This is a genomic window from Phytobacter sp. V69, assembly GCF_965644215.1.
Classification (GTDB): domain Bacteria; phylum Pseudomonadota; class Gammaproteobacteria; order Enterobacterales; family Enterobacteriaceae; genus Phytobacter.
On record NZ_CBFFRL010000518.1, the window covers coordinates 1 to 483 of the forward strand.

1 protein-coding gene is annotated in these 483 nt (G+C 31.9%); it reads left to right on the forward strand.

The genetic code is table 11. The features are described from left to right. A partial coding sequence (locus ACSZPU_RS26285) for a hypothetical protein (protein ID WP_499004564.1) occupies positions 1-360 on the forward strand: 360 nt, incomplete at its 5' end. Positions 361-483 lie beyond the last annotated feature (123 nt).

The following is a 483-nucleotide window of genomic DNA, read 5'->3' on the forward strand; positions in this document are numbered from 1 at the left end:
CAGGTAAGTTATCAATTTCAGTATACATATGATCAAGTCGGTGCGTTTCCCGAAGATGAAGAAATGGCACTTCATTTCGATTTGAGACTCAATGACGAGTGGCGTTGCATTAAAGGCGAAAACGACATTCTTAAAGCGCAGGAAAAAATGTTGTTAATCTGGCTGGTTCATTATAATAAGCTGTCTTTTGTAAAAGCAATGAGACTCATCGAACAGGTTATATCTGCGAACAGATTAGCTTTTGACTCCACTGATAATATTCCTGATACAGACATGAATATTTTGAATAATATTCTTAATAACAAATCAATACCGGATGATATTAATGTGGTAGATATTAATAAATTTAAAAACAAATAAAAAAAGTTACATTAAAAGTTACGTACCAATCTGACAATTCTGATTCTGGAATTGTCAGATAAGTTCAAAACTAAAATAAATCACTTATAAATCAATAATCAGTTTACGATACCATCACGCAAC